Here is a 24,476-nt window from a genome sequence, read left to right as displayed (position 1 = left end):
CGACGGGCGACGCGCGGAGAAACAAAACTGCGCGCGGTCCGTGACGGACCGCGCGCAGATTGTACGCTTCTCAGCGCCGACTCAGGTGCCGCTGGCCATCTGCAGCCGCAGCCAGAGTCCGAGCCCGACGATGCAGGCGAACCAGACGATTCCCACCAGAACGGTGTAGCGGTCGAGGTTCTTCTCGGCCACCGACGAACCGGCCAGGCTGGAGCTGACGCCGCCGCCGAACATGCTCGACAACCCGCCGCCCTTGCCGCGGTGCAGGAGGATCAGCAGGACGAGCAGCACGCTGGTGATGACCAGCAACGTGATCATCGTGTAGGCGAACCAGATCGGCATGGCGGGGGTCAGTCCTCTCGTTGCGATCACTGCCCGGACCTGTCGGGCACGGCGGCACCGACCGGTGGACGGGCAGCGTCAAGGATAGCGAGCGATCAGCGAGCGATGTGCTCCGGGAACCGGCAGATCTGCGCGAACTCGTCCGCGTCCAGGCTGGCGCCCCCGACCAGGGCCCCGTCCACGTCCGGCTGCGCCATGATCGCGGCGACGTTCGACGCCTTGACCGACCCGCCGTACAGGATCCGGACCTGCGCGGCGGTGCCCTCGTCGTAGGTCTCGGCGATGCGCTTGCGCACCGCGCCGCAGACCTCCTGGGCGTCCTCCGGGGTCGCCGTCTTGCCGGTGCCGATCGCCCAGACCGGCTCGTACGCCACGACGACCTTGGTGACCTGCTCGGCGGTGAGCCCCTTCAGCGCGCCGTCGAGCTGGTCGCAGCAGTGCCGCACCTGACCCGACTGCTCCCGGACCTCCAGGCCCTCGCCGATGCAGAGGATCGGGGTGAGCCCGTTCGCCAGCGCCGCCGCCACCTTCGCGTTGACGAGCGCGTCGTCCTCGTTGTGGTACTGCCGCCGCTCGGAGTGGCCGACCACCACGTACCCGCAGCCCAGCTTGGCCAGCATCGGCCCGGCGATGTCACCGGTGTACGCGCCGGACGGGTGCGGAGACAGGTCCTGCGCGCCGTAGCCGATCAGCAGCTTGTCGCCGTCCACGGCGGTCTGCACGGTACGCAGGTCGGTGAAGGGCGGCAGCACCACGCACTCGACGTCGGTGAGCTGCTTCTCGTTCAGGCTCGCGGCCAGCTTCTGCACCAGCAGGTTGGCCTCGAGGTGGTTCAGGTTCATCTTCCAGTTGCCGGCCATCAGCGGCCGGCGGGTCGTGCTCGCCATTCAGTTCTCCAGGGCCGCGATGCCGGGGAGGGTCTTGCCCTCCAGGTATTCCAGGGAGGCGCCACCACCGGTGGAGATGTGCCCGAACGAGGACTCGTCGAGGCCCAGCGCGCGCACCGCCGCGGCCGAGTCGCCGCCGCCGACCACGCTGAACGCGTCGGCCTTGGTGATCGCCTCGGCCACGCCCCGGGTGCCGTTGGCGAACGCCGCCATCTCGAACACGCCCATCGGGCCGTTCCAGAAGACGGTCTTCGCCTGCGACAGCGCGGCGGCGAAACCGGCCACCGTCTCCGGGCCGATGTCCAGGCCCAGCCGGTGGCTGGGGATGCCGTCGGCCGGCACGGTGTCGTGCGCGGCATCAGGCGCGAACGCGTCGGCGGCCACCACGTCGACCGGGAGCATGATCTTGCCCGGCGCGCGCTCCATCAGGTTGCGGCAGGTCTCGACCATGTCCTTCTCCAGCAGCGACGTGCCCACCTCGTGGCCCTGGGCCTTGAGGAAGGTGAAGCACATCCCGCCGCCGATGAGCAGCCGGTCCACGGTCGGCAGCAGCGCCTCGATCACGGCGAGCTTGTCGGAGACCTTCGAGCCGCCCAGCACCACCACGTACGGCCGCTCCGGGGAGCCGGTGAGGCGGCTGAGCACCTCGACCTCGCGCAGCACCAGCCGGCCCGCGTAGTGCGGCAGCCGGGCCGGTACGTCGTGCACGCTGGCGTGCTTGCGGTGCACCGCGCCGAACGCGTCGTCCACGTAGGCGTCACCGAGCGCGGCGAGCTGGTCGGCGAACGCGCCCCGCTCCGCGTCGTCCTTGCTGGTCTCGCCCTTGTTGAACCGCAGGTTCTCCAGCAGCGCGACCTGCCCGTCGGCCAGGTCGGCCACGCATGCCCGCGCCGAGTCGCCGACGGTGTCCTCGGCGAAGTGCACCGGGGCGCCGAGCAGCTCACCGAGCCGCCCGGCGACCGGGCGGAGGCTGAACTGCGGGTCCGGCGCGCCCTTCGGGCGGCCCAGGTGCGAGCAGACGACCACCTTCGCGCCGGCCTGCACCAGCGCGCTCAGCGTCGGCAGGACGGCCCGGATCCGGCCGTCGTCAGTGATCTCCCCGGTCTGCTTGTCGAGCGGGACGTTCAGGTCGGCGCGCACCAGCACGCGCCGACCCGACACCCCCTCGGCGAGCAGGTCGTCGAGGTTACGGATCGTCACAGCGACTGACCCACCAGCTTGACCAGGTCGACGAGGCGGTTCGAGTAGCCCCACTCGTTGTCGTACCAGCCGACGACCTTGACCTGGTTGCCGATCACCTTGGTCAGCGGCGCGTCGAAGATGCACGACGCCGGGTCGGTCACGATGTCGGCGGAGACGATCGGGTCCTCGTTGTAGGTGAGGATGCCCCGCAGCGGGCCCTCGGCGGCGGCCTTGAGCGCGGCGTTCACCTCGTCCACAGTGGTCTCCCGGCCGACCTCGACGGTCAGGTCGGTGGCCGAGCCGGTCGGGATCGGCACGCGCAGCGCGTAGCCGTCCAGCTTGCCCTTGAGCTCCGGCAGCACCAGGCCGATGGCCTTCGCGGCGCCGGTCGAGGTCGGCACGATGTTGAGCGCGGCGGCCCGGGCCCGGCGCAGGTCCTTGTGCGGCGCGTCCTGCAGGTTCTGGTCCTGCGTGTACGCGTGGATGGTGGTCATCAGACCCTGCTTGATGCCGAACGTGTCCTGCAGGACCTTCGCCATCGGCGCGAGGCAGTTGGTGGTGCAGGAGGCGTTCGAGATGATGCTGTGCTTGGCCGGGTCGTACTGGTCCTGGTTGACGCCCATGACCACGGTGACGTCCTCGTTCTTCGCCGGCGCGGAGATGATGACCTTCTTGGCCCCGCCGTCGAGGTGCGCCTTGGCCTTGGTGCCGTCGGTGAAGAAGCCGGTGGACTCGATGACGACGTCGGCGCCGACCTCGCCCCACGGCAGCTTGGCCGGGTCCTTCTCGGCGTACGCCTTGATGGTCTTGCCGCCCACGGTGATCTCGTCGGCGGTGGCCTTCACCTCGTGCGGGAGGCGGCCCAGGATGCTGTCGTACTTGACAAGGTGGGCGAGCGTCGCGTTGTCGGTCAGGTCGTTGACCGCCACGACCTCGATGTCAGCGCCGGACGCCAGCACTGCCCGGAAGAAGTTGCGGCCGATCCGGCCGAAGCCGTTGATGCCAACCCGGATGGTCACAGGTCCCATCTCCTCGCGTTCTGGTCCGCCGGCGCCAGACCGGGGCCGGCGGAGGTGTGTGCGCCGACCGTTGGAGCCGGCCGTCGACATGTCATCTCGGCCACCCCGCCGCGGTCCCGGAGACCTGACCGCCCGAGGCGGTGAGCACGGCGAGGAGCGCCTGTTCCGGCCCCCTTGCCGTACGCAGCGACCATATCCGAGCGCGCGGCGTCGCGCTGCGGCGGGTGGTGATCCCGCTCGCGGTGCGCTGCCGCCCGAGTCCTATCAGACCACGAGCATGTCCGGCGTGACTGCCGCTTCCGTATCCGGGATGCCCAGGTCACGGGCACGCTTGTCGGCCAGCGCGAGCAGCCGGCGGATGCGGCCGGCGATGGCGTCCTTGGTCAGCGGCGGCTCGGCGAGCGCGCCCAGCTCCTCCAGCGAGGCCTGACGGTGCTCCAGCCGCAGCCGCCCGGCCGAGGTCAGGTGGTTCGGGGCGTCGTCGGCGAGGATCTCCAGCGCGCGGGTCACCCGGGCGGCGGCGGCCACCGCGGCACGCGCGGAGCGGCGCAGGTTGGCGTCGTCGAAGTTGGCCAGCCGGTTGGCGGTGGCGCGCACCTCCCGGCGTACCCTCCGCTCCTCCCAGGCCAGCACGCTGGAGTGCGCGCCGATGCGGGTGAGCAGCGCGGCGATTGCGTCACCGTCCTTGACCACCACCCGGTCCACGCCGCGCACCTCGCGGTTCTTGGCGGTGATGCCGATCCGGCGGGCGGCGCCGACCAGCGCCAGCGCCGACTCCGGGCCGGGGCAGGTGATCTCCAGGGCGCTCGAACGGCCCGGCTCGGTCAGCGAGCCGTGCGCCATGAACGCGCCCCGCCAGGCCGACACGGCACAGCAGACGTTCGCGGCCACCACGTGCGGCGGCAGGCCGCGCACCGGGCGGCCCCGCACGTCGAGCAGGCCGGTCTGCCGGGCGAGCGCCTCGCCGTCCTTGACCACCCGCACGATGAAGTGGCTGCCCTTGCGCAGGCCGCCGGAGGCGAGCACGTGGATCTCGCTCGGGTAGCCGTAGACCTCGGCGATCTCCCGCCGCAGCCGGCGGGCCACCGCGCCGGTGTCCAGCTCCGCCTCGACCACGACGCGGCCCGACACGATGTGCAGGCCGCCGGCGAAACGCAGCAGGGCGGCCATCTCCGCCCGGCGACAGCAGGGCTTGGGCACGTCGACCCGACTCAGCTCGTCCTTGACCGCAGCCGTCATCGCCATAGTGCGCCCCCTCACGGACCGGTTCCGGCGTGTCGCCGGTGTTTACGTACGTGTCTAACGATCGGCGCGCAGGACAGGCACCAGCGCGGCGCCCAGGGCGGCTGGGTCATGACGGGGCGTGCCGTCCAGGACGGCGACGGGAGCGAGGACCAGCCGGGCACCAAGCGATTCTGCCGCACGTTCGACCGCCGCGGGATCACCCACCGCCGTGGAGTCGGCGAGCACCCGGTCCACCTTCAGCTCGGGCAGATAGCGCCGCAGGGTGTCCAGATGGTCGGGCAGGGAGAGCCCTGAGGTCTCCTTCTCGGCCACCAGGTTGAGTGTCACCAGCCGCCGCGCCGGGCTGGACACGATCGCGTCGGCCAGCCCCGGCACCAGCAGGTGCGGCAGCACGCTGGTGTACCAGCTGCCGGGCCCGAAGATCAGCCAGTCCGCCGCGCGTACCGCCGTCACCGCCTCGGCGCACGCGGCCGGCGCGGACGGGTTGAGCCGCAGCGACTCGACGGTGCCCGGGGTGACCGCGACCTGATGCTGGCCGCGCACCGTGGACACCTCGTCCGGATGCTCCGGGTCGGCGCCGCGGACCCGGGCCTCGATGCCGACCGGCTGGCGGGACATCGGCAGCACCCGTCCCACCGCGCCGAGCATCGCCCCGGCGTGGTCGAGCGCGGCCACCGGATCGCCGAGCAGCTCGGTGAGCCCGTGCAGCAGCAGGTTGCCGACCGCGTGACCGGCCAGCGAGTCGCCCACCGCGACCGGGACCGGCGCGGCGATCGTCGGCGCCGGCGGCACGGCGGCGGCGAAGCGGTGCTGGAACAACGCCGCGCTGCGCCGGGTGGCCGGGTGGTCACCGGCCAGGGCGACGAGCGCCTGACGCAGGTCGCCCGGCGGCAGGCCGCCGCGCTCGGCGCGCAACCGGCCGCTGGAGCCGCCGTCGTCACCGACGGTGACCACCGCGGTGATGTCCAGGTCCAGTTCGGGTACGCAGTGACGCAGCGCCCGCAGCGACGCCGAGAGCCCGTGCCCGCCGCCGAAGGCGACCACCCTGGTCGGGGTCACTCCCGCCCCAGGTCCCGGTGCTGGGCGTTGGCGGCGATGCCGGAGTGGCGCAGCCGGGACGCCAGCTCCTCGGCGATGGCCACACTGCGGTGCTTGCCGCCGGTGCAGCCGACCGCCACGGTCAGGTAGCGCTTGCCCTCCCGCTCGAACCCGGCGGTGGTGGCGTTGACCAGGTCGGCGTAGCCGGCCACGAACGCGTCGGCGCCCTCCTGGCCCAGCACGTACGCGCTGACCGCCTCCTCCCGGCCGGTGTGCTCACGCAGCTCCGGCACCCAGTACGGGTTCGGCAGGAAGCGCGCGTCCATCACGAAGTCGGCATCCGGCGGCAGGCCGTACTTGAAGCCGAACGAGATCACGGTGATCCGCAGCCGGCGGGCGTCCTCACCACCGAACAGCTCCTCGACCCGGCGGCGCAGCTGGTTCACGTTCAGGTGGCTGGTGTCGATGATCACGTCGGCCTGCTCGCGGGCCTCCTCCAGCAGGGTCCGCTCGACCGCGATGCCGTCGGCCAGCCGCCCGTCGCCCTGCAACGGGTGCGAGCGGCGCACGCTCTCGAACCGGCGGATCAGCACCTCGTCGTCGGCGTCGACGAAGACCACCCGGGGGGAGAAGCCGCGCTCGCGCAGCTCCCGGATCGCCCCGGCCAGGTCGGTGGAGAACGCGCGGGAGCGCACGTCCAGCACCATCGCCGTACGCCGGGCCGCGCCGCCGGCCTTGAACGCCAGCTCGGCCATGTCCAGCAGCAACGCCTGCGGCAGGTTGTCGACCACGTAGTAGCCGACGTTCTCCAGCGCCCGGGCCACGGTGCTGCGACCGCCGCCGGACAGGCCGGTCACCACCACCAGGGAGGTGTCCGACTCGGCCGGCGCCGTCTCCCCCTCGGTCGGCCCCAGGTCACCCGCTGTACGCGCCTCGCTCACCCGCTACCCCCAGCCGTGGCGCCGCGGCCGGTCGGCCGCGCATGGTCAATCAGCGACTCTAACGGCTGCGACCCGGCTCGGGATTCCACGGGGTGACGACCGGAACAGTTCGCCGCCCTCGGGACGGCTCGCCGAGGCGGGCGCTGTCGGGGGACGCTCGTAGACTGCGCGGATGGTCTCCCCCACCGACGAGCGGACCACCTCCCCATCGGCCACCTCCCCACCGGCCGGCTCCCCACCGACCGGCAATGCGCTCGACGTGTTGCGGCGGGTCTTCGGGTACGACGCCTTCCGCGGCTTCCAGCAGGAGGTCGTCGAGCACGTGGTGGCCGGCGGCGACGCGCTGGTGCTCATGCCCACCGGTGGCGGCAAGTCGCTGTGCTATCAGATCCCCGCGCTGGTCCGCGACGGTGTGGCGGTGGTCGTGTCGCCGCTGATCGCGCTCATGCAGGACCAGGTCGACGCCCTCACCGCGGTCGGCGTCCGGGCCGGGTTCCTCAACTCGACCCAGGATCCGGCGCAGCGGCGCCGGGTCGAGGCGGCCTACCTCGCCGGTGAGCTGGACCTGCTCTACCTCGCCCCGGAAGGGCTCGCCGTGCGGTCCACGCTCGGCCTGCTGGAACGCGGGCGGATCGCGCTGTTCGCGATCGACGAGGCGCACTGCGTCTCCCAGTGGGGCCACGACTTCCGCCCCGACTACCTCAACCTGTCGATGCTGCACGAGCGCTGGCCGGACGTACCGCGGATCGCGCTGACCGCCACCGCGACCCGGGCGACCCGCACCGAGATCGCCACCCGGCTGCGGCTCACCGAGGCCCGGCACTTCGTGGCCAGCTTCGACCGGCCCAACATCCAGTACCGCATAGTGCCCAAGCGGGAGCCGCGCCGCCAGCTGCTGAGCCTGCTGCGCGACGAGCACCCCGGCGACGCCGGGATCGTCTACTGCCTGTCCCGGGCCTCGGTGGAGAAGACCGCCGAGTTCCTGGTCGCCAACGGCATCCCCGCGCTGCCGTACCACGCCGGGCTGGACGCCTCGACCCGCGCCGCCAACCAGCAGCGGTTCCTGCGCGAGGACGGCCTGGTCATGGTCGCCACCATCGCGTTCGGCATGGGCATCGACAAGCCCGACGTACGCTTCGTCGCCCACCTGGACCTGCCGAAGTCGGTGGAGGGCTACTACCAGGAGACCGGCCGCGCCGGGCGCGACGGGCTGCCGTCCACGGCCTGGCTGGCGTACGGGCTCCAGGACGTGGTGCAGCAACGCAAGATGATCGAGACGTCGGAGGGCGACCTGGCGCACCGGCGCAACCTCGCCGCCCACCTGGACGCGATGCTGGCGCTCTGCGAGACGGTCCGCTGCCGCCGCGCCCAGCTGCTCGAATACTTCGGCGAGACCGAGGTGGCCGACTGCGGCAACTGCGACACCTGCCTCGACCCGCCGGAGTCCTGGGACGGCACCGTCGCCGCGCAGAAGCTGCTGTCCACCGTCTACCGGCTCGACCGCGAACGCAACCAGCGGTTCGGCGCCGGGCACAGCATCGACATCCTGCTCGGCAAGCACACCGACAAGATCGACCAGTACGGCCACGACGCGCTGAGCACCTTCGGCATCGGCACCGACCTGCGCGAGGCCGAGTGGCGGGGCGTGGTGCGGCAACTGCTCGCCGAAGGGCTGCTCGCCGTCGAGGGCGACTACGGCACGCTGGCGCTGACCGACGCGAGCGCGGACGTGCTCGGCCGCCGCCGCACTGTCACCCTGCGCAAGGAGCCGGAACGTCCGGCGGGCGGCCGGTCCGCCAAACCCCGGGGCGCCGCCACGGTGGTCGCCGACCTGTCCCCCGCCGCCGCGCCCGTCTTCGAGCGGCTCCGCGCGTGGCGCGCGGCCACCGCCAAGGAGCAGGGCGTCCCGGCGTACGTCATCTTCCACGACGCGACGCTGCGGCAAATCGCCGCCGAGCCACCCGTCTCGCTGGCCGAGTTGTCCCGGGTCAACGGGGTCGGTGAGAACAAGCTCGCCAAGTACGGCGAGGCGATCCTGGCCGTCCTCGCCGAGTCCTGACGCACGCGAGAAGGGCCCGGCCCCCGTGGTGGGGGTCGGGCCCTTCCGCGTGCGTCTTGTTCTTGCTCTGCACTCGTGGGCGCGGCGGGGTGGTGCGGTTGGTCAGCTGGTGCTGTAGCCGCGGGTGGCGATCCAGTCGGCGAGGTTGTCGATGCTCATGCGGTAGGTGGCGGTGTTCGGGTCGGCGCTGTCGGCGATGGTGACGGTGTGGCCGTCGTCGCGGTAGCCGATGACGCTGATGTAGTGGCCGCCTTCGAAGGAGTGGGTGGTGCCGTCGGTGTCGGTGGCGGTGCCGGCGATGTTGGCGACCACGGCCCGGCCGGCGTCGACGGTCTTGACCACGTCGGCGCGAAGCTTGTCGGTCTGCTTGTCGTCGGCCTTGGGGGTGCTGATCTCGACCGACTTGTAGGCGTCCTTCGCGCCGGTCTCCTTGTTCAGCACGGGGGTGATGTCGTTGATGGAGTTGGTGCCGGCCTCGGTGGTGCCCATCTCCTTGGCCATGGCGTGCACGTCGATGTTCTTGCCCTGCACGCTCAGCGCGTTGCGGGCGGCGGCGGGGCCGCAGAAGTAGAAGTTGGGCTGGGCTTCGTAGCGCACGTCCAGCTCCCGCTCGCCAGGACCGCTCTTACGGTCGGCGACCACGCTCGTGGTGCCGGTGGTGGGGGCGGCGTGGGCGGCGATGGCGGGGCCGGCGATGCCACCAGCGGTGGCGACGACACCGGCAGCGGTCAGAACGGTCTTGCGCAGCAGAGTGGTAGCCATGATGGTTGCCTCCCTGAAGTGGGGGATACGCGGCAGGGGGTGCCGCGAAGGGGGAAAGTCTTGAGGGGTGCCCGTCGGACGGGCTGGCGCGCGGGCGACCCGGAGGGGCCTGCTCTGCGCGGCTCGGGGATGTAACGACCACCGGGCCGGGGTCCTTCCCAGCGGCGGGGGTGCTCGTCGTCGGGGGATGTAACGACGGCCGGGCCGGGGCGATTCCCGTGACCTGACCTGTGGCGCCGGGCGGACCGGGTTGAGCGCTCGGCTCTGGTGCCTGGGCGGTCAGCCATGTACAACGCCTGCGCCCCACCCCGGATTCCGCCGTGAGCATGGCGCCGACCACAACGCGCCACGCCGGCAAACCGGACATCGGTCCCAGGGCGCGCTGGGCGGCGCCTTCGCGCGGTGCACGCGCACGGCCGATCTTGCAGTTTGGTGCGCGACAAGCCTCGCAAAGCGGGCACTTGTTGGGCACCAACTGCAAGATCAGGGGACGGGATGGCGGTTTCGCCTATCGGGAAGAGGCGTGGCTGGAACGGCGTAGGTGTCAAAGGCGGGCGAAGACACCCATGGCGTTCCACCCGAGGCACCTGGCGACGGCGACTGGAGCGGCATGGGTGCCAAAAGCAGCCCGAGGCACCCATGGCGTTCCACCCACGGCACGCGACGGCGGTGGGGGGCCGGCGGACCGGACACCGGGCGTTTGTTGACGCACGCCGGACAGCGGCCGGGGCCCACGACGGCAGGCGCGAGCAGGCGCGAGCAGGCGCGAGCAGGAGAAGGGTCAGGAACGGGGGGCGGCTTCGGTGGTGGTGGAGCCGTCCAGCGCGGCCAGGATCGCCTCGGCCGTACGCCTGCCCACCCCGGGCACCTCGGTGATCTCCTCCACCGTGGCGGACGCCAGCCGCTTCAACGAGCCGAAGTGCCGCAGCAGCGCCTTGCGGCGTACCTCACCGAGGCCGGGGACGTTGTCCAGCGCGGATTCGGTCATGCGCTTGGAACGCCGCTGCCGGTGGAACGTGATGGCGAAGCGGTGCGCCTCGTCGCGGACCCGCTGCAGCAGGTAGAGCGCCTCGGAGGTGCGCGGCAGGATCACCGGGAACTCGTCGTCGGGCAGCCAGACCTCCTCCAGCCGCTTGGCCAGCCCGCACAGCGCCACGTCGTCGATGCCCAGCTCGGCGAGCGCCTTCGCGGCGGCGGCGACCTGGGGCGGGCCGCCGTCGACCACCACGAGCTGCGGCGGGTACGCGAACTTGCGCGGTCGCCCCGTGGTCGGGTCGATGCCGGGGCGGTCGGGGTCGGAGGCGGTCTCCTCGCCCAGCTCGCCGGTTTCGGCGCGGGCGTCGAGGTAGCGGGCGAACCGCCGCCGCAGCACCTCGGACATGGCCGACAGGTCGTCGGTGGCGCCGCGCACGATGAACCGGCGGTACTCGCTCTTGCGGGGCAGCCCGTCCTCGAACACGACCATGCTGGCGACCACGTCGGTGCCCTGGATCTGGGACACGTCGAAGCACTCGATGCGCAGCGGCGAGGTGTTCATGCCGAGCGCCTCGGCGATCTCGTCGAGCGCCTGACTGCGGGTGGTCAGGTCACCGGCCCGCTTGAGCTTGTGCCGGGCCAGCGCGTCCTTGGCGTTGCGCTCGACGGTCTCCAGCAGCGACCGCTTGTCGCCGCGCTGCGGCACCCGCAGCGACACCCGGCTGCCCCGGCGGGCGGTGAGCCAGTCGGCGAGCGCCTCGGCGTCGCCCGGCAGCTCGGGGACGAGCAGTTCGCGGGGCACGTCGGCCTCGCCCTGCTCGCCGCCGTACACCTGGGTGCAGAAGTGGTGCACGAGGTCGCCGGTGGTCAGCTCCTCGGTCTTCTCCACCACCCAGCCGCGCTGACCGCGCACCCGGCCGCCGCGGACGTGGAACACCTGCACGGCGGCTTCGAGCGGGTCGTCGGCGAAGGCGACCACGTCGGCGTCGGTGCCGTCGCCGAGCACCACCGTCTGCTTCTCCATCGCCCGGCGCAGCGCCGCGACGTCGTCGCGCAGCCGGGCGGCCCGCTCGAACTCCAGCTGCTCGCTGGCGTCGAGCATCTCTTTCTCCAGCCGCCGGACCATGGTGTCGGTGCGGCCGGCCATGAAGTCGCAGAAGCCGTCGACGATCTCCCGGTGCTGGTCGGCGGTGACGCTGCCGACGCACGGCGCGGAGCACTTGCCGATGTAGCCCAGCAGGCAGGGCCGGCCGACCTGCCCGGCCCGCTTGAACACCCCGGACGAGCAGGTCCGCGCCGGGAAGACGCGCAGCAGCAGGTCGAGCGTCTCGCGGATCGCCCAGGCGTGGGAGTACGGCCCGAAGTAGCGCACGCCCTTGCGCTTCACCCCGCGCATCACCTGCAACCGGGGGTATTCCTCGTCGAGCGTGACCGCGAGGTAGGGGTAGGACTTGTCGTCGCGGTAGCGGACGTTGAACCGGGGGTCGTACTGCTTGATCCAGGTGTATTCCTGCTGGAGCGCCTCGACCTCGGTGGCGACGGTGATCCAGTCGACCGACTCGGCGGTGAACACCATCTGCCGGGTGCGCTGGTGCAGGCCGACCGGGTCGGCGAAGTAGGAGTTGAGCCGGCTGCGCAGGTTGCGCGCCTTGCCGACGTAGATCACCCGGCCGGTGCCGTCGCGGAAGCGGTAGACCCCTGGCGACTCCGGGATGGTGCCGGGCGCGGGACGGTAGGTCGAGGGGTCAGCCACGGTGTCAAGCCTAGGGCGTGTCCTGTCGATCATGGGAGCCAGATGACGGCAGCGATCAGGACGAGGCCGGCTCGGTAGAGGGATGCGCGTTTGGCGTATCGAGTTGCTAGGTCACGCCACTGCTTGAGCCGGTTGAAGCAGCGTTCCACGACGTTGCGCTTCTTGTAGATCGCCTTGTCGAAGGCCGGTGGTCGCCCGCCGTGGCTGCCCTTGGCGGCCCGGCGAGCGACCTGGTCGCTGCGTTCCGGGATGACGTGCCGGATCCCGCGTTGTCGCAGGGCTCGCCGGGTCGAGTCATGTGCATAGCCCTTGTCCGCGATCAGCACCTCCGGTCGCTTGCGGGGCCGACCCGGCCCGGGCTCGTTGACGCGGATCGCGTCCAGCAGCGCCAACAGCTGCGGGTTGTCGCCGGCTTGGCCGGGGGTGAGCAGGATCGACAGCGGCCGTCCGCGTCCGTCGACCGCGAGGTGAATCTTCGTGCTCAACCCGCCGCGGGACCGGCCGATGGCCTCGCCATCCTGCGCACCAGGCGTCGCCGCACTTGCCGGGGAGCCCCCTTTTTGCGGGCGCCAGCGGCATGCTGGTGCGCCCGCACGATCGACGAGTCGATGCTGATCGTCCACTGCACCGGCGTGCCGTCGTCATGCACCTGCGCCGCGGCCAGGACCCGATCCCATGTCCCATCAGCGGTCCAGCGGCGCAGCCGTTCGTGGCAGGTCTTCCACGGCCCGAAGCGTTCCGGCAGGTCACGCCACGGCGCACCCGTACGCAGCTTCCACAAGATCCCGTTGATGACCTGACGGTGATCCCGCCACCGCCCCCGCGCCCCACCAGGTTCCGGTAGCAGCGGCGCGATCACCGCCCACGCCTCATCGGTCAACTCACCACGACGCACCACCGGCACATCGTCAACGATCAACCACTACATGATCGGCAGGACACGCCCTAGTCCGCACCCCTGACACGCGACCGTCGCCGCGCCCCCGCCGACGACGTGCCGGCGGGGGCGCGGAACGGGTCAGGCCAGCTTGATCTGGTCGCCGTCGACCTTGATCTCCTTCGCCGCGAGCGGCTTGGTGGCCGGGCCACCCTTCACCGAGCCGTCGACGATCGAGAACCGGCTGTTGTGGCAGGTGCAGTTGATCGTGCCGCCGTCGACGTTCGACACCGGGCAGCGCTGGTGCGTGCAGATCGGGTCGAACGCCTTGAACTGGCCGGCCTCGGGCTGGGTGATCACCACGCCCTGGCTGGCGAAGACGGCACCGCCGCCGACCGGGATGTCCGAGGTGCGCGCCAGCGCGCTGCTGCCGTCCCGGTCGCCGCCGCCGGCGTCGCCGGTCGCGGTGGCGCCGGGCGGGCCGCCGCTGGTCGGGGCCGCCCCCGGGGACGCGTCGTCGTCGCTGCCGCAGCCCGCGAGCACCACGGCCGCGCCGAGCGCTCCGGCCCCGGCGAGCAGGGTACGGCGGCTCTGGGTGACCGGTCGGGTCAACGCCTGATCATCACTCATATCCGGCCTTTCTCTTGGCTTACTGCGGAAACACGCACCAGCGTGGGGCACGGTTCATACTGGCGCGTCACAGACCGGGCACCGACGGCCCGGCCTGCGAAAACGCGTACCGGATGGGTCAGCGCGCCCCGGCGGGAACCTTGCGGGTCCGCGACTTGGCGCTGCCGTTGGCCTTTGCCGCCCGGGTGGTGGCCGCCTTGGCGCCCTTGGCCTCGCCGTCGAGCTTGAGGATCGGCCGCAGGAACTGCCCGGTGTGGCTCTCCGGCACCTCGGCGACCTCCTCCGGCGTGCCCGTGGCGAGCACGGTGCCGCCCCGGTGGCCGCCCTCGGGGCCCATGTCGATGAGCCAGTCGGCGGTCTTGATCACGTCGAGGTTGTGCTCGATGGTGATGACCGTGTTGCCCTTGTCGACCAGGCCCTCCAGCACCATCAGCAGCTTGCGGATGTCCTCGAAGTGCAGGCCGGTGGTGGGCTCGTCGAGCACGTAGACGGTGCGGCCGGTGGAGCGCTTCTGCAGTTCGGAGGCGAGCTTGACGCGCTGCGCCTCGCCGCCGGACAGCGTCGGCGCGGGCTGGCCGAGGCGGACGTAGCCGAGACCGACGTCGACGAGCGTCCGGAGGTGCCGGTGGATGGCCGGGATGGCGGAGAAGAACTCGGCCGCCTCCTCGATCGGCATGTCCAGCACCTCGGCGACCGTCTTGCCCTTGTAGTGCACCTCGAGCGTCTCGCGGTTGTAGCGCGCGCCCTTGCACACCTCGCAGGGGACGTAGACGTCCGGCAGGAAGTTCATCTCGATCTTGATGGTGCCGTCACCGGAGCACGCCTCGCAGCGGCCGCCCTTGACGTTGAACGAGAACCGGCCCGGGCCGTACCCCCGGACCTTGGCCTCGGTGGTCTCGGCGAACAGCTTGCGGATGTGGTCCCAGACGCCGGTGTACGTGGCGGGGTTGGAGCGCGGCGTCCGCCCGATCGGCGACTGGTCCACGCCGACGACCTTGTCCACGTTCTCCAGGCCGGTGATGCGGGTGTGCCGGCCGGGCACCAGCCGGGCGCCGTTGATCTGGTTGGCCAGCACGGCGTAGAGGATGTCGTTCACCAGCGTCGACTTGCCCGAGCCGCTGACACCGGTGACGGCGATGAGCTGGCCGAGCGGGAAGCTCACGGTGAGGTTGCGCAGGTTGTGCTCGCGCGCGCCCTGCACCACCAGCTCCCGGCCCGGGGTCTGCGGCCGGCGGGTGGCGGGCGTCGGGATGGACCTGCGCCCGGCCAGGTACGCCCCGGTGACCGACTCGGTGTTGTCGAGCAGCGCCGGCACCGAGCCGCTGTGCACGATCTTGCCGCCGTGCTCGCCCGCGCCCGGGCCGATGTCGACGATCCAGTCCGCCACCCGGATGGTGTCCTCGTCGTGCTCCACCACGATCAGCGTGTTGCCCAGCCCGCGCAGCCGCAGCAGCGTCTCGATGAGCCGGTGGTTGTCACGCTGGTGCAGGCCGATCGACGGCTCGTCGAGCACGTAGAGCACGCCGACCAGACCGGAGCCGATCTGGGTGGCGAGCCGGATGCGCTGGGCCTCGCCGCCGGAGAGCGTGCCGGCCGGGCGGTCCAGCGAGAGGTAGTCCAGGCCGACGTCGAGCAGGAACTTCAGCCGGGCGTTGATCTCCTTGAGGACCCGCTCGGCGATCATCTTCTGCCGGTCGGTCAGCTCGATGCCGGCGAGCAGGTCGGCCGCCTCGCCGACGGAGAGGTTGCAGACCTCGGCGATGCTCTTGCCGGCCAGGGTGACCGCGAGCACCTCCGGCTTGAGCCGGGTGCCGCCACAGGCCGCGCAGGGCACGTCCCGCATGTAGCCCTCGTACTTGTCCCGGGACCACTCCGACTCGGTGTCGGTGTGCCGGCGCTCGATCCACTGCACCACGCCCTCGAAGCCGGTGTAGTAGGAGCGCTCGCGGCCGTACTTGTTGCGGTAGCGCACGTGCACCTGGTCGTCGGAGCCGTGCAGGATCGTCTTCTGCGCCCGCGACGGCAGCGCCCGCCACGGCGTGTCGATGTCGAAGTGCTCGGCCTCGCCGAGCGCCTCCAGCAGCCGCAGGAAGTATTCGAGGTTGTGCCCGGTGGCCCAGGGCTGGATCGCGCCCTCGCGCAGCGTGCGCTCCGGGTCGGGGATGACCAACTCCGGGTCCACCTCCTTCTTGGTGCCGAGGCCGGTGCACTCCGGGCAGGCGCCGTAGGGGGCGTTGAAGGAGAAGACCCGGGGTTCGAGGTCCTCGATGGCGAGGGGGTGGTCGTTCGGGCAGGCCAGGTGCTCGGAGTAGCGGCGCTCCCGGGCCGGGTCGTCCTCCGGCAGGTCGACGAAGTCGAGCAGCACCAGACCGCCGGACAGCCCGAGCGCGGCCTCGACCGAGTCGGTCAGCCGCTGCTTGGCGCTCGGCTTGACGCTGAGCCGGTCGATCACCACCTCGATGGTGTGCTTCTCCTGCTTCTTGAGCTTCGGCGGCTCGGTCAGCGGGTGCACCACGCCGTCGACCCGGGCCCGGGCGTAGCCCTTGGCCTGGAGTTCGGCGAACAGGTCGACGTACTCGCCCTTGCGGCCGCGCACCACCGGCGCGAGCACCATGAACCGGGTGCCCTCGGCCATGGCCAGGACGCGGTCGACGATCTGCTGCGGGCTCTGCTTGGAGATCCGCTCGCCGCAGATCGGGCAGTGCGGCTCGCCGATACGGGCGAACAGCAGACGGAGGTAGTCGTAGACCTCGGTGATGGTGCCGACGGTGGAGCGCGGGTTGCGCGAGGTGGACTTCTGGTCGATGGAGACGGCGGGACTGAGGCCCTCGATGAAGTCGACGTCGGGCTTGTCCATTTGACCGAGGAACTGCCGGGCGTACGACGACAGCGACTCGACGTAGCGGCGCTGCCCCTCGGCGAAGATGGTGTCGAACGCCAGGCTCGACTTGCCCGAACCGGAGAGCCCGGTGAAGACGATCAGGGCGTCCCGGGGCAGGTCGAGACTGACGTCACGCAGGTTGTGCTCGCGCGCGCCACGGATGATCAGTCGGTCGGCCACGGTGCGTGTGCTCCCGGAAGAAAGATATGAGGCGGATCTGTGCACCAGACGCCGGGTCTGGGTGGTTTTCACAGGTTGTCGGGGCGCAGAAAAGACGCCTCGGCAACTCTAGCCCCGACGTATGACAACTTCCGTCGCGCGAACATTCCCCCAGCTCAGGCCGGTCGGGCGCGAACCACGCAGGTCGGCCCGACCGGCCCGGGCCGGTTCAGAATCCCCCGGGGGCGGGCGGGGTCGCCGGACGTCCGGTCCGTCGCCTCCCGCCCCGCCGGCCACCCCGCCGTTCGGCCGCCAGCCGGGCCGCGCGGCGACCGCTCTCGTACTCGATCTCCCGCTGGAGCCGCCGCCAGCTCTCCCAGCGGCGCACCGGCAGCTCGCCGTCGTCCAGCGCGGCCCGCACCGCGCAGCCCGGCTCGGCGTCGTGGGCGCAGTCGCCGTACCGGCAGCCGGCGGCCAGCTCGGTGATGTCGGCGAACGCCCGGTCCAGGCCGGCCGCGCCGTCGAGCAGGCCGACCGCCCGTACGCCGGGGGTGTCCAGCACCGCTCCCCCACCCGGCAGCGGCACCAGCGACCGCCAGGTGGTGGTGTGCCGGCCCTTGCCGTCGACCCGGCGGATCGCCTGGGTACGCATCACGTCGGCCCCGGCGAGCGCGTTGACCAGGCTCGACTTGCCGGCCCCGGAGGGGCCGAGCAGGCCGAGCGTGCGCCCCGGGGCGACGTGGCGGCGCAGCGGCGCCAGGCCGGTGCCCCGCTCGGCGCTGACCGGCAGCACCGGCACCCCCGGCGCGAGGTCGGTCAGCTGCCGGGCCACCGCTTCCGGGTCGGCGGCGAGGTCGGCCTTGGTGAGCACGACGAGCGGCTCCGCCCCGGATTCGTGCACCAGGGACAGCAGCCGCTCGATCCGCGCGGCGTCCGGTTCCGGGTGCACCGGCTCGACCACCGCGGCGGCGTCGAGGTTGGCGGCCAGCACCTGGCCGCTGGCGTCCTTGCCGGCGGTACGCCGCACCAGGGCGGTCCGCCGCGGCAGCACCGCCTCCACCGTGACCGGGCCGTCCGGCCAGGTGGACAGCAGCACCCAGTCACCCGCGCAGGGCAACGCGGTCAGGTCACGGGCGGCGGCGGAAAGCACGCCGCCGCCGAGGCTGGCCCGCACCGGCCCCTGCGGGCACAGCACGGTGCAGACGCCCCGGTCCACCCGGGCGACGCGCCCGTGACGGTGGCCGGCGCGCCGGTCGAGGTGGGCCGCCCAGCCGGCGTCCCAGCCGAGGGCGGTCAGATCGAGAGTCATGGTGTCCTCATCGGTGTCGAGGGGAGGTACGGCGGAACACACGCGCTGCGACCGGCATGCACACCACCTCCCCTCCGACTCCCGGTGCCGCGTTCGCGACGAGGTGGACCGCGCGGCCCGACCTCGTCGGCCCCGACGGTAGGTGGCGCGCCGACGCGCCGAAAGCGATTTCCCCGCGGGCACGGCAAGGTCCGGCCCGCTAGGGTCGGACGCGTGAGTACGAGATGACCGCCGACCCCCTGCTGCTGACCGGCGCGCTGGCCGAGGCGAACGACCGGCTGGTGCGTACCGTGTCCGGCCTGACCGCGGCGGACGTCGCGGCGCCCTCCCTGCTGCCGGGCTGGTCCCGCGCGCATGTGCTCACCCACCTGGCCCGCAACGCCGACGGGTTCGTCAACCTCCTCACCTCGGCGCGCACCGGCGAGGAGATCCCGATGTACGCCTCGGCGCAGGCCCGCGCCGACGACATCGAGGCCGGCGCCGACCGCGGTCCCGCCGACCTGCTGGACGACGTACGCCGCAGCGGCCAGCGCTTCGACGCGGCGGTCGCGGCGATGCCGGTGGACGCCTGGGGCGCCACGGTGCAGACCCGGCGCGGCCCGTGGCCGGCGGCGATGCTGGTCTGGGGCCGGCTGCGCGAGGTCGAGGTGCACCACGTCGACCTGGCGGCCGGTTACCGGCCCGCGGACTGGCCGGAGGCGTTCGCCCAGCGGCTGCTGCACGAGGTGGTGACCGGGCTGGCCGGCAACCCGGCCGCCCCGGCCATGGTGCTGCGTTTCGACGGCGCGGCGTCCGAACTCGTCGTGGGTGACCCCGAGGGGGCGCCCACGGTCACCGGCCCCGCGCCGGAACTCGCCGCCTGGCTGACCGGCCGGGGCGCGGGCGAACTGCTCACCGTCGAACCCGACGGCCCCCTGCCGAACCCACCGGAATGGATCTGAACATCGTCATGACCTACACCGGACACGTCACGCCCGGCGGTCCGCCGGCCGTGCGCGAGCTCGACCGGCTCACCGTCACCAAGCTGTCGGTCGGCCCGATGGACAACAACGCCTATCTGCTGCGCTGCCACGCCACCGGCGAGCAGGTGCTGATCGACGCCGCGAACGAGGCGCCGCGCCTGCTGGAGCTGGTCGGCGACGGCGGGCTGGCCGCCGTGGTGACCACGCACCAGCACATGGACCACTGGGTCGCGCTGGAGGAGGTGGTGGCCAAGACCGGGGCGCGCGCGCTGGTGCACGCCGACGACGCCGCGGGGCTGCCCATCTCCGCCGAGCGGCTCGCCGACGGCGACACGGTGCCGGTCGGCGACTGCGCGCTGGAGGTCATCCACCTGCGCGGGCACACGCCGGGTTCGATCGCGCTGCTCTACCGCGACCCGGCCGGTACCCCGCACCTGTTCACCGGCGACTCGCTCTTCCCGGGTGGAGTCGGCAACACCGACCAGGACCCGGAGCGCTTCGGCCGGCTCATCGACGACGTCGAGGCCAAGCTCTTCGACCAGTTGCCGGACGACACCTGGTTCTACCCGGGCCACGGCAAGGACAGCACCATCGGCGCCGAGCGGCCCGCGCTGCCGCAGTGGCGCGCCCGCGGCTGGTGAGCACGCCCGGTCCGGCCTCCCCCGTGACGGCCGGGCCGGGCGCGGTCAGCCGGTGACCGCCCGCAGCCGGCGCCGGGTGGCGAGCAGCACCGGTCCGGCCAGCAACAGCCCCACCGCCATGGTCAGCACCGTCGGATCGAACGCCCCGGGCAGCAGGCCGGTCAGCGCCCGCGCGGCGAGCCCCAGCGCCACGTAGAGCGCGGCCCACGCGGTGGCCCCGGCCGCCGCGCAGGCCAGGAACCGCCGGTACGACATCCGCAGCCCGCCCGCCGCGAGCGGCAGCAACGCGTTGAACACCGGCAGGAACGGCGCCACCAGCACGATCCGCCCGCCGCCGCGGTGCAGCAGCGTCTCGGCGGCGACCCAGCGGGACTCGCCGATCCAGCCGCCCACCCGGCTGTCGCGCAGCTGCCCGCCCCAGCGCCGGCCGGCGAAGAAGCTCAGTGACCAGCCGGCCAGGCAGCCGGCGACCACCGCCGCGACGGTGAGCGCGCCTCCGGCCGGGCGACCCGCGCCGACCGCGGCCAGGACCGCGGCGTCGCCGGGCACCAGCACCCCGATCAGGGGTACGGCGTCGGCGAGCATCACCACGCCCAGCAGCCCCATCAGCAGGGTGGTGGGCAGCTCACCGGCGGCGGCCATGAGTTCGTTCATGAGCTGCACGCTATGCCGCGCCGGCACCCCGGCACATCGGGCATGATCCCCCAGTGGTCCCCGACACGCGCCCGGGAGACCCCTAGGGTCAGCGGGGCCGGAGCACCTGCACCCGGCGCACCGGCGAGTCGACGGAGGGTTCCGTGGTCGGCACCGGATAGCTCGCCACCAGTTCCAGCCCGTCCGGTGGCAGGTGGCCCCGGTCCGGGTCACCGACCAGCACCTCGACGCCGTGGTCGGCGCAGCGCCGCAGGTAGGGCAGGACCCGGGCGGCCAGGCCCGCGTCGTAGAGCGCGTCCCCGGCCACCAGCAGGTCGGCGCCCGCCACCCCGTCGAGCAGGTCGGCGCCGTCGGCGGCCACCCGGACCCGGTTGGCCCGGGCGTTCAGGGTGACCGCCGCCACCGCGTACGGGTCGATGTCGTTGGCGACCACCTGGTCGGCCCCGGCGAGCGCGGCGGCGATGGCCACCAGCCCCGATCCGGCGCCCAGGTCGAGCACCCGCCGCCCGGCGGCCAGCTCGGGATGGTCCAGCAGGTGCCGGGCGAGCGCCTGCCCACCGGCCCAGACCGACGCCCAGTACGGCGGCGGCAGCGACCGCCCGGCGGCGGCCTCCATCCGGGCCCACCACAGGATGGCGTCCTCGGCCAGGTGCAGGCGCACCTCCGGCACGAACGGCGTACCGACCAGGCGCAGGCGGTCCGGGCCCGCGCCGGGCGCCGCGATCTCCTGCTCCAGGTCGGCCAGAGCCGTCTGCCTGCTCATCGGGGCAAGCATGCCGTGCGCCGCGCGACGGCGGGGTCTTTTCCCGTCGCGCACGTATTCACGGGCGCGCCGCGCGCTTCCGGCAGCGAATTCCGGCGCGGACGGTTACTGTCGGGGTGGTACAGGGCGATCACCGGCCGCGGAGCCGGTGTTCGCCCGCATTGGAACAGGGAGAGACGCATGGCAACCGGCACGGTCAAGTGGTTCAACTCGGAAAAGGGCTTCGGCTTCATCGAGCAGGACGGCGGAGGCCCGGACGTGTTCGTCCACTACTCGGCCATCCAGAGCAGTGGCTACCGCGAGCTGAACGAGGGCCAGAAGGTCGAGTTCGAGGTGACCCAGGGGCAGAAGGGCCCGCAGGCGGACAACGTTCGTCCGATGTAACGCGTGCCGGTGGCGGCGGTCGGAGTCCGACCGCCGCCGCAGTGCATCATCAGGACGGCGCGGCCGGCAGGTCGCGCCGTTTCCGTAGTGGCCCGGCCAGCAGGATCAGCGGGGTCAGCGCCAGCCAGGCGGTCATCACCCGGATCGCGCCGCCCGGACCCCACGCCGCGCCCAGCGCGCCGGCGAGCAGCGCGGCCAGCGGGATCGTGCCGTAGTTGAGCAGGTGCATGCTCACCGTGACGCGGCCGAGCAGCCGATGTGGCGTGTACGTCTGCCGGAAGCTGCCCTTCACCACGTTGCCGATCGCGACGCCGAGGCTCACCAGCACGCCGCCGAGCACCAGCCACGCCGTCCGCGCGCCGGGCCCGGCCAGCGGGATGAGCAGTGCGGGCGGCCCGGTGAGGGCGCCGGCGACGAGCAGCGTACGGGCACTGCCGAGCCGGCGGGCCAGGCGCGCGGCGAGCGCGGCGCCGATCACACCGCCGAGGCTGGCGAGTCCGATCAGGAGGCCGACCAGCCCGGCGGGCAGCTCGGCCGAGCGGACCAGGAACACCACGAGCACCGCCTGGTAGCCGATGAGCCCGATGTTGCTCGCCGCCCCGAAGACCGTCAGCACCCGCAGGTACGGGTCGCGGACGACGAACCGCAATCCGGCGGCGACCTCGCGGCGCAGCGACGTCGTCCCGTCCGGACGGTGCGGGCGGGCCTCGACCGCGCTGATCCGGCGCAGGCAGAGCGCGGACAGCAGGAAGGTCAGCGCGTCCAGCGCCACCGCGGTCACCGCGCCGACGAGCTGGGCGACGAGACCGGCCAGTCCGGGCCCGACGAGGTAGCTCGCGGTCTGGGTGGCGTGCAGCCGGGCGTTGGCCTCGGGCACCTGCTCCGGACGCAGCAGCGTGGGCAGGTAGACCTGGTCGGCGGTTTCGAAGAAGACCCGGGCCAGACCGGCGCCGAGCGTCACCATCAGCAGATGCCCGACGGTGAGCAGCCCGGCCAGGGCGGCCAGCGGCACGCTGGCGAACAGCGCCGCGGCGGCGAGGTCGGCGGCGATCATCACGGGCCGGCGGCGAACCCGGTCGACCCACGCCCCGACCGGCAGGCCGGCGAGCAGCCAGGGCAGCCACGCCGCGGCGGTGAGCACCGCCACCTGGAACGTGGTGGCGTCGAGCACCGCGACCGCGACCAGGGGCAGCGCCACAGTGGTCATGTTGCTGCCCACTGCGCTCACCGTGTGGCCGGTCCAGAGCAGCCGGAAGTCGCGGTGCCGGAACAGCCCGCCGCGCGGCGGGGCGACCGGCCCGGCCGTAGACGCGGGGGCGGTCACGACGGGCACCCCGGTAAGGCGCGCGCTGCCGTCGCCGCAACGGTGTGGGCGGTCACGGCCGGCCCGGGACGCCGTGGGCGAACACGAAGACCGGCTCGCGGCGCTGCCCGTCGTCGGGGATCGGCCGGTCGGCCCACCGGGCGAACAGCGCGATCACCTCGCGGCTGAGTTCGGCCAGCTCGTCGGGGGTCAGGTGCAGCCACTTGTCGGTGCTGAACGGCCCCTCCCCCCACGCGGCGTGCGCGTCGTCGGGTGCCGAGTGCCAGGCGCGGACCAGTTCGGCGTGCCGTTCCAGGTTGAGCGAGCTGGCAGCGTCGGCCACGACCCGGGCCGTCGGGTCGTCGTCGAAGTCGCTGTTGGACCAGCGCACCCCGCGGTCGCGCAGCCGCCACCAGCGTTCCCGGCGGTCGCGGGCCAGCTCGGGCGCCTCGACCAGCAGGTCGGCGGCGGCCAGCACCTTGAGATGGTGGCTCACGTTCGCGGGCGCCTGGTCGGTGCGTTCGGCGAGCATGCCGACGGTGCACGGGCCGTACACCTTGAGCACGTCCATGAGCCGGCGGCGCAGGGGGTGGGCGAGCGCGGCGAGCACCCGCGAGTCGGTGACCTGCCGGACGGTGGGTTCCATGCGGCGAGTCTGGCATTCGCAAGAGATGTTGCGCAACAGCTGTTGCGGAATTGGCCGGACCACGGCGCCGCGACCCGTGGTCGCGGCGCCGGGCGGTCAGGCGGTCAGCCGCCGGGACAGTTCGTCGGCCACGTCCCTGGCGATCTGCGGCGGGATGGCCTCGGCGATCTTCTCCGGCGGCAGCCCGGCCAGCACCCCGGAGACGATCTGTTCCTCGTCGGTGAAGTCCTTGCCGGACAGCTCGTTCACCTGCGCCACCAGCGCCGGCCAGGCGCGCAGCATCGCCAGCATCTGCTGCAACGGCGAGTTCGCCATCGGCGGGTTCACGAGTCCCGTGGTGTTGACCGGCGAGATCAGCCAGTTGCGCAGGTTCTGCAGGTCGGCCAGGGCATCGCCCACTGTGCGGTTCTTCGAGCCGGTGTCCCGGATGAGCTTGTCGGTCTGTTCCATGTCGTCCTCCGGTTTCGCGATGGCGATCATCCCGATCGCGGTCAGGTAGCGGCGGAACAGCGGGGTCTGGTCCCGCCCCGCCTTCGTGGAGTCGCGGAAGAAGCTGAAGTGGGTGTGGAACAGGTGGCTGCTGTCCCCGCCGGTACGCCGCCCCAGCCGGTCCCAGCGGCGTACGGTCCGCCCGTCCGGGGAGTAGATGATCTCCCTGATGTCCCGGGTGTCGGCCGCGTTCGCCACGCACTGCGCCACCATCCAGGTGGAGAACGTCCGCAGGTTGTGCGTGCCGCCGCCGGAGCGGACGGAGAACGTGCCGACGTCCAGCGCCGACGCGTACAGCGTGAGCCCGGACCGGTCCCGGTTGGACTCCACCACGGAGTAGTCGTTCGTGACGACCCGGTCGGAGCCGCAGTGGTAGCCGCCGCGGTGGTTGACGTCGCCGACGATGCCGACCTCCGCCGGCTCCAGGTCGTCGGCGCGTACGGCCTTCTTGTCGACGTTGAGGTAGGTGAGTAACAGGTTGCGGACGGCCAGCAGGTTCGCCGGGGCCGACGTCATGGCAGGTCCCCTTCCGATCGATGACCGGCGAGGGCACGACAATCACACCGCGTGATGAC

22 protein-coding genes and 1 pseudogene are annotated in these 24,476 nt (G+C 72.5%); 4 read left to right on the top strand and 19 right to left on the bottom strand.

The features are described from left to right. Nucleotides 1-81: 81 nt before the first annotated feature. The 7 genes from secG to rapZ form a co-directional block, all read right to left on the bottom strand. Nucleotides 82-342 (bottom strand): preprotein translocase subunit SecG, encoded by a 261-nt coding sequence (gene secG, locus O7607_RS21855; RefSeq protein ID WP_018788217.1) that lies wholly within the window; start codon nucleotides 340-342, stop codon nucleotides 82-84. Nucleotides 343-437: 95 nt separating this feature from the next. Beyond that, on the bottom strand, nucleotides 438-1,229 hold the full coding sequence (gene tpiA / locus O7607_RS21850) for a triose-phosphate isomerase (RefSeq protein ID WP_269705031.1): 792 nt from the start codon (nucleotides 1,227-1,229) through the stop codon (nucleotides 438-440). Next, nucleotides 1,230-2,429: a phosphoglycerate kinase gene (locus O7607_RS21845; RefSeq protein WP_269705025.1), complete on the bottom strand. Its 1,200-nt coding sequence runs from the start codon at nucleotides 2,427-2,429 to the stop codon at nucleotides 1,230-1,232. Next, nucleotides 2,426-3,430: a type I glyceraldehyde-3-phosphate dehydrogenase gene (gap, locus tag O7607_RS21840; protein ID WP_269705023.1), complete on the bottom strand. Its 1,005-nt coding sequence runs from the start codon at nucleotides 3,428-3,430 to the stop codon at nucleotides 2,426-2,428. Before gap ends, O7607_RS21845 begins: the two co-directional genes overlap by 4 nt. A gap of 264 nt (nucleotides 3,431-3,694) precedes the next feature. Beyond that, nucleotides 3,695-4,675, bottom strand: coding sequence for a DNA-binding protein WhiA (gene whiA, locus O7607_RS21835; protein ID WP_018788213.1), 981 nt, complete (start codon nucleotides 4,673-4,675; stop codon nucleotides 3,695-3,697). Nucleotides 4,676-4,729: 54 nt separating this feature from the next. Further along, nucleotides 4,730-5,734, bottom strand: a complete 1,005-nt coding sequence (locus O7607_RS21830; RefSeq protein WP_120568917.1) for a gluconeogenesis factor YvcK family protein — start codon at nucleotides 5,732-5,734, stop codon at nucleotides 4,730-4,732. Further along, nucleotides 5,731-6,627 (bottom strand): RNase adapter RapZ, encoded by an 897-nt coding sequence (gene rapZ / locus O7607_RS21825; RefSeq protein WP_442929536.1) that lies wholly within the window; start codon nucleotides 6,625-6,627, stop codon nucleotides 5,731-5,733. Before rapZ ends, O7607_RS21830 begins: the two co-directional genes overlap by 4 nt. A gap of 199 nt (nucleotides 6,628-6,826) precedes the next feature. On the opposite strand from rapZ, the gene recQ reads away from it, so the two are divergent. Next, nucleotides 6,827-8,713 (top strand): DNA helicase RecQ, encoded by a 1,887-nt coding sequence (gene recQ, locus O7607_RS21820; protein ID WP_269705020.1) that lies wholly within the window; start codon nucleotides 6,827-6,829, stop codon nucleotides 8,711-8,713. Nucleotides 8,714-8,815: 102 nt separating this feature from the next. Here the strand turns inward: recQ and O7607_RS21815 are convergent, their stop codons facing one another. The 7 genes and pseudogenes from O7607_RS21815 to rsgA all read right to left on the bottom strand — a co-directional run bounded on the left by O7607_RS21815 (nucleotide 8,816) and on the right by rsgA (nucleotide 18,059). Next, on the bottom strand, nucleotides 8,816-9,475 hold the full coding sequence (locus O7607_RS21815; protein WP_269705018.1) for a C39 family peptidase: 660 nt from the start codon (nucleotides 9,473-9,475) through the stop codon (nucleotides 8,816-8,818). 781 nt (nucleotides 9,476-10,256) lie between these two features. Further along, nucleotides 10,257-12,203, bottom strand: a complete 1,947-nt coding sequence (uvrC, locus tag O7607_RS21810; RefSeq protein ID WP_269705017.1) for an excinuclease ABC subunit UvrC — start codon at nucleotides 12,201-12,203, stop codon at nucleotides 10,257-10,259. 29 nt (nucleotides 12,204-12,232) lie between these two features. Then, complete coding sequence (locus O7607_RS21805; protein ID WP_442929436.1) at nucleotides 12,233-12,826, bottom strand: IS5 family transposase; 594 nt, start codon at nucleotides 12,824-12,826, stop codon at nucleotides 12,233-12,235. Nucleotides 12,827-12,840: 14 nt separating this feature from the next. Continuing rightward, nucleotides 12,841-13,062 (bottom strand): annotated as a pseudogene (locus O7607_RS30595) (transposase); the annotation flags it as partial. 159 nt (nucleotides 13,063-13,221) lie between these two features. Continuing rightward, entirely contained in the window at nucleotides 13,222-13,710 is a 489-nt protein-coding gene (locus tag O7607_RS21800; RefSeq protein ID WP_269705015.1) for a Rieske (2Fe-2S) protein, read from the bottom strand. 118 nt (nucleotides 13,711-13,828) lie between these two features. Next, nucleotides 13,829-16,771, bottom strand: a complete 2,943-nt coding sequence (gene uvrA, locus O7607_RS21795; protein WP_269705013.1) for an excinuclease ABC subunit UvrA — start codon at nucleotides 16,769-16,771, stop codon at nucleotides 13,829-13,831. A gap of 208 nt (nucleotides 16,772-16,979) precedes the next feature. Continuing rightward, nucleotides 16,980-18,059 carry a ribosome small subunit-dependent GTPase A gene (gene rsgA, locus O7607_RS21790; RefSeq protein WP_269705012.1) on the bottom strand — a complete coding sequence of 360 codons (1,080 nt, stop codon included), beginning with the start codon at nucleotides 18,057-18,059 and terminating at the stop codon, nucleotides 16,980-16,982. 224 nt (nucleotides 18,060-18,283) lie between these two features. Between rsgA and O7607_RS21785 the strand changes: the two genes are divergently transcribed. Together O7607_RS21785 and O7607_RS21780 are read left to right on the top strand one after the other, a co-directional pair. Continuing rightward, on the top strand, nucleotides 18,284-19,000 hold the full coding sequence (locus O7607_RS21785; RefSeq protein WP_269705010.1) for a maleylpyruvate isomerase family mycothiol-dependent enzyme: 717 nt from the start codon (nucleotides 18,284-18,286) through the stop codon (nucleotides 18,998-19,000). Nucleotides 19,001-19,008: 8 nt separating this feature from the next. After that, a complete protein-coding gene (locus O7607_RS21780; protein WP_269705008.1) occupies nucleotides 19,009-19,662 on the top strand; it encodes an MBL fold metallo-hydrolase in 654 nt (217 codons plus the stop codon). Between the two features lie 45 nt (nucleotides 19,663-19,707). Here O7607_RS21780 and O7607_RS21775 read toward each other — a convergent pair whose 3' ends face one another. Together O7607_RS21775 and O7607_RS21770 are read right to left on the bottom strand one after the other, a co-directional pair. Then, nucleotides 19,708-20,316 (bottom strand): DedA family protein, encoded by a 609-nt coding sequence (locus tag O7607_RS21775; RefSeq protein ID WP_269705007.1) that lies wholly within the window; start codon nucleotides 20,314-20,316, stop codon nucleotides 19,708-19,710. An 88-nt stretch (nucleotides 20,317-20,404) separates the two neighbouring features. Continuing rightward, on the bottom strand, nucleotides 20,405-21,079 hold the full coding sequence (locus O7607_RS21770) for a class I SAM-dependent methyltransferase (RefSeq protein ID WP_269705006.1): 675 nt from the start codon (nucleotides 21,077-21,079) through the stop codon (nucleotides 20,405-20,407). 180 nt (nucleotides 21,080-21,259) lie between these two features. On the opposite strand from O7607_RS21770, the gene O7607_RS21765 reads away from it, so the two are divergent. Further along, entirely contained in the window at nucleotides 21,260-21,463 is a 204-nt protein-coding gene (locus O7607_RS21765) for a cold-shock protein (protein WP_013287480.1), read from the top strand. Nucleotides 21,464-21,512: 49 nt separating this feature from the next. Here the strand turns inward: O7607_RS21765 and O7607_RS21760 are convergent, their stop codons facing one another. From O7607_RS21760 to O7607_RS21750, 3 genes are all read right to left on the bottom strand, one after another. Then, complete coding sequence (locus tag O7607_RS21760) at nucleotides 21,513-22,787, bottom strand: MFS transporter (RefSeq protein ID WP_269705005.1); 1,275 nt, start codon at nucleotides 22,785-22,787, stop codon at nucleotides 21,513-21,515. 52 nt (nucleotides 22,788-22,839) lie between these two features. Next, nucleotides 22,840-23,412 (bottom strand): ArsR/SmtB family transcription factor, encoded by a 573-nt coding sequence (locus tag O7607_RS21755; protein ID WP_269705004.1) that lies wholly within the window; start codon nucleotides 23,410-23,412, stop codon nucleotides 22,840-22,842. 96 nt (nucleotides 23,413-23,508) lie between these two features. After that, nucleotides 23,509-24,417 (bottom strand): hypothetical protein, encoded by a 909-nt coding sequence (locus O7607_RS21750; RefSeq protein WP_269705003.1) that lies wholly within the window; start codon nucleotides 24,415-24,417, stop codon nucleotides 23,509-23,511. Nucleotides 24,418-24,476 lie beyond the last annotated feature (59 nt).

This window comes from Micromonospora sp. WMMA1949 (genome assembly GCF_027460145.1).
Lineage (GTDB): Bacteria > Actinomycetota > Actinomycetes > Mycobacteriales > Micromonosporaceae > Micromonospora.
This window is presented reverse-complemented; position numbering and strand designations above follow the sequence as displayed.

What these genes read in the sequence shown, in the direction of transcription:
- recQ (WP_269705020.1), top strand. Translation starts at nt 6,827, where the DNA reads ATGGTCTCCCCCACCGACGAGCGGACCACCTCCCCATCGGCCACCTCC.
- O7607_RS21755 (WP_269705004.1), bottom strand. Translation starts at nt 23,412, where the DNA reads ATGGAACCCACCGTCCGGCAGGTCACCGACTCGCGGGTGCTCGCCGCG.
- O7607_RS21765 (WP_013287480.1), top strand. Translation starts at nt 21,260, where the DNA reads ATGGCAACCGGCACGGTCAAGTGGTTCAACTCGGAAAAGGGCTTCGGC.
- rsgA (WP_269705012.1), bottom strand. Translation starts at nt 18,059, where the DNA reads ATGACTCTCGATCTGACCGCCCTCGGCTGGGACGCCGGCTGGGCGGCC.
- O7607_RS21800 (WP_269705015.1), bottom strand. Translation starts at nt 13,710, where the DNA reads ATGAGTGATGATCAGGCGTTGACCCGACCGGTCACCCAGAGCCGCCGT.
- secG (WP_018788217.1), bottom strand. Translation starts at nt 342, where the DNA reads ATGCCGATCTGGTTCGCCTACACGATGATCACGTTGCTGGTCATCACC.
- O7607_RS21750 (WP_269705003.1), bottom strand. Translation starts at nt 24,417, where the DNA reads ATGACGTCGGCCCCGGCGAACCTGCTGGCCGTCCGCAACCTGTTACTC.
- O7607_RS21815 (WP_269705018.1), bottom strand. Translation starts at nt 9,475, where the DNA reads ATGGCTACCACTCTGCTGCGCAAGACCGTTCTGACCGCTGCCGGTGTC.
- tpiA (WP_269705031.1), bottom strand. Translation starts at nt 1,229, where the DNA reads ATGGCGAGCACGACCCGCCGGCCGCTGATGGCCGGCAACTGGAAGATG.
- O7607_RS21770 (WP_269705006.1), bottom strand. Translation starts at nt 21,079, where the DNA reads ATGAGCAGGCAGACGGCTCTGGCCGACCTGGAGCAGGAGATCGCGGCG.
- O7607_RS21780 (WP_269705008.1), top strand. Translation starts at nt 19,009, where the DNA reads ATGACCTACACCGGACACGTCACGCCCGGCGGTCCGCCGGCCGTGCGC.
- whiA (WP_018788213.1), bottom strand. Translation starts at nt 4,675, where the DNA reads ATGGCGATGACGGCTGCGGTCAAGGACGAGCTGAGTCGGGTCGACGTG.
- O7607_RS21775 (WP_269705007.1), bottom strand. Translation starts at nt 20,316, where the DNA reads ATGAACGAACTCATGGCCGCCGCCGGTGAGCTGCCCACCACCCTGCTG.
- O7607_RS21785 (WP_269705010.1), top strand. Translation starts at nt 18,284, where the DNA reads ATGACCGCCGACCCCCTGCTGCTGACCGGCGCGCTGGCCGAGGCGAAC.